The 2744-nt window shown below is 71.5% G+C and carries 2 protein-coding genes; one reads left to right on the top strand and one right to left on the bottom strand.

Going from position 1 to position 2744, the window contains the following annotated elements; translation table 11 throughout:
* Positions 1 to 29 precede the first annotated feature (29 nt).
* Positions 30 to 1055 carry a 6-phosphofructokinase gene (locus FNH05_RS35795; RefSeq protein ID WP_144593273.1) on the bottom strand — a complete coding sequence of 342 codons (1026 nt, stop codon included), beginning with the start codon at positions 1053 to 1055 and terminating at the stop codon, positions 30 to 32.
* A gap of 256 nt (positions 1056 to 1311) precedes the next feature.
* Between FNH05_RS35795 and FNH05_RS35790 the strand changes: the two genes are divergently transcribed.
* On the top strand, positions 1312 to 2400 hold the full coding sequence (locus FNH05_RS35790) for a 3-deoxy-7-phosphoheptulonate synthase (protein WP_144593272.1): 1089 nt from the start codon (positions 1312 to 1314) through the stop codon (positions 2398 to 2400).
* Positions 2401 to 2744 lie beyond the last annotated feature (344 nt).

Here is a 2744-nt window from a genome sequence, read left to right as displayed (position 1 = left end):
CGCCGGGAAAGCGGCGGTTTCCGCCGGTCTCAGCCGAAGAAGACCTCGGCCTCCTCGTAACGGGCGGCAGGCACCGTCTTCAGCTCGGCGGTCGCCTCGGCGAGCTTGACCCGCACGATGTCGGTGCCGCGCAGCGCCACCATCACCCCGAAGTCGCCGTCGGCGACGGCGTCCACCGCGTGCAGGCCGAAGCGGGTGGCCAGCACCCGGTCGTAGGCCGTCGGCGTGCCCCCGCGCTGCACGTGCCCGAGCACCACCGCACGGGACTCCTTGCCGGTGCGCGAGGCGATCTCGTCGGCCAGCCAGGTGCCGATCCCGCCGAGCCGGACGTGCCCGAAGGCGTCCTTCTCCCCGCTGGTGAGCACCTCCGAACCGCCCTCGGGCAGCGCACCCTCGGCGACCACGATGATCGGCGCGTACATCCGCTCGAACCGGCGCTCCACCCACTCGACCACCTGGTCCACCGAGAACGGCCGCTCGGGCACCAGGATCACGTTCGCCCCGCCTGCCAGCCCGGCGTGCAGCGCGATCCAGCCCGCGTGCCGTCCCATCACCTCGACCACGAGGGCCCGGAAGTGCGACTCGGCGGTGGTGCGCAACCGGTCGATGGCCTCGGTGGCGATGTGCACCGCGGTGTCGAACCCGAAGGTGTAGTCGGTGGCGGCGAGGTCGTTGTCGATCGTCTTCGGCACGCCGACCACGCCGATGCCCTCGTCGGTCAGCCTCTTCGCGACGCCGAGGGTGTCCTCGCCGCCGATCGCGATCAGGGCGTCGATGTGCTGCTCGGCGAGCACCGCCCGGATCCGGTCGACCCCACCCTCCTCCTGGTAGGGGTTGGTGCGGGAAGAACCGAGGATGGTGCCCCCGCGGGTCAGGATCTCCTCGACGTCGGCCAGGCCGAGCACCCGGCTCTCCCCGGTCATCGTCCCGCGCCAGCCGCTGCGGAACCCGACGATCTCCCAGCCGTGGGTTTCGATGCCCTTGCGGACCACCGCGCGGATCACCGCGTTCAGACCGGGACAGTCACCGCCACCGGTCAGCACCCCCACTCGCATCTTTTTCAGCCCCTTCGAACTTGTCCTGGATCACATTTCCCGGCTTCAGCGTAGCCGTGGTCACCCTTGATCGGTAAAGCGGAGGCCGCTTTGGTAGGGTCGTTCCCATGCCGCGGTATTTCTGGTTTAGCGGGCCGGCCCTGGGTGGGCCAGCCGGCGAAGCTGCCGTGCGCTGAACCTTCCACCCTCGAGCCGGATGAACAGACCGGCTCGGTGGATTTCGACGGCGGGCCGGTCGCGAAAGGAAACGCCCGCCATGCCGCTCACCGCCGGCCCCGCCGACACGCTGCCCACGCTGGACAACCGGCGAACACACAGCGTCAGCCCGTTGATCTCCCCCGCCCTGCTGCGCCAGGAACACCCGATGGACGCCGCCATCGCCAAGACCGTGGCCGAGGGCCGGTCCGCCACCGTCGACATCCTCAACGGTGACGACGACCGCCTGCTCGTCGTCGTCGGGCCGTGCTCGGTGCACGACCCCGAGGCCGCCATGGACTACGCGCGGCGGCTCGCCGCCAAGGCCGAGGCCGTCCGCGACCGGCTGCACGTGATCATGCGGGTGTACTTCGAAAAGCCACGGACCACGCTCGGCTGGAAGGGCCTGATCAACGATCCGGGGCTCGACGGCAGCTACGCCGTCAACCGCGGCCTGCGGCTGGCGCGCAAACTGCTGCTCGACATCTCCGCGCTGGGGCTGCCGGTCGGCTGCGAATTCCTCGACCCGATCACCCCGCAGTTCATCGCCGACACCGTCAGCTGGGGCTCGATCGGCGCGCGCACCGCGGCCAGCCAGGTCCACCGGCAGTTGTGCAGCGCGCTGTCCATGCCGGTGGGGATCAAGAACTCCACCGAGGGCGACGTGCAGGTGGCGGTCGACGCGACGCGGGCGGCGGCGGCCAGCCACGTCTTCCCGGGGATCAACGCCGACGGCCTCGCGGCGCTGATCACCACCACCGGCAACCCGGACTGCCACGTGATCCTGCGCGGCAGCTCGGCGGGCCCGAACTACGACACCGAGACCGTGCGCGACGTGCTCGCCCGGCAGGCGAAGGCGGGGCTGCCACAGCGGGTGATCGTCGACGCGAGCCACGGCAACAGCGCCAAGGACCACCGCAGGCAGGCCGTGGTGGCCGGGGAACTCGCGCAGCGGATCGGTGAAGGTGAACGCGGCGTCGTCGGCGTGATGCTGGAGAGCTTCCTCGAGGCGGGACGCCAGGACCTCGTGCTGGGCCAGGCCTCGGCACTCACCTACGGCCAGTCCATCACCGACGCCTGCCTCGACTGGGCCACCACCGATGATCTCCTCACCACACTGGCGGCAGCGGTGGACCGGCGGCGCGGCTGAGCACGCGGCGGCTGGGGCCGCTGGCGGGTCCGGGCGGCTCGGCAGTGCCCGGCCCGTCCGCCGGGCGAGTCCCACGCTGGTGCGCTTGTGTCCCACCCTCGTGCAGGTGAGTTGCCCGCTCAGGCGGGGATGGGTGCCGCGCAGCCCTGCTTGCAGGCGGGTCACCGCGGAGAAAGGCGCCCTCGCACGGGCCGAACGTGAGACTCGGGCTGCCGGAGGGTGGGACACAAGCGCCGGAGGGTGGGACACAAGCGCCGGAAGGTGGGACTCGAAGCGCGGAGGGTGGGACTCACGCGGCGAACCCCTCACGGCACCGCCCGCCCGGCCGGGCCGGGGGTCAAGGC

The organism is Amycolatopsis rhizosphaerae, from assembly GCF_007713715.1.
In the GTDB taxonomy this organism is placed as follows: domain Bacteria; phylum Actinomycetota; class Actinomycetes; order Mycobacteriales; family Pseudonocardiaceae; genus Amycolatopsis_E; species Amycolatopsis_E rhizosphaerae.
Note: the sequence above shows the minus strand (reverse complement) of the source record. Positions and strands in the feature narration are given on the sequence as shown.

What these genes read in the sequence shown, in the direction of transcription:
- FNH05_RS35795 (WP_144593273.1), bottom strand. Translation starts at nt 1,055, where the DNA reads ATGCGAGTGGGGGTGCTGACCGGTGGCGGTGACTGTCCCGGTCTGAAC.
- FNH05_RS35790 (WP_144593272.1), top strand. Translation starts at nt 1,312, where the DNA reads ATGCCGCTCACCGCCGGCCCCGCCGACACGCTGCCCACGCTGGACAAC.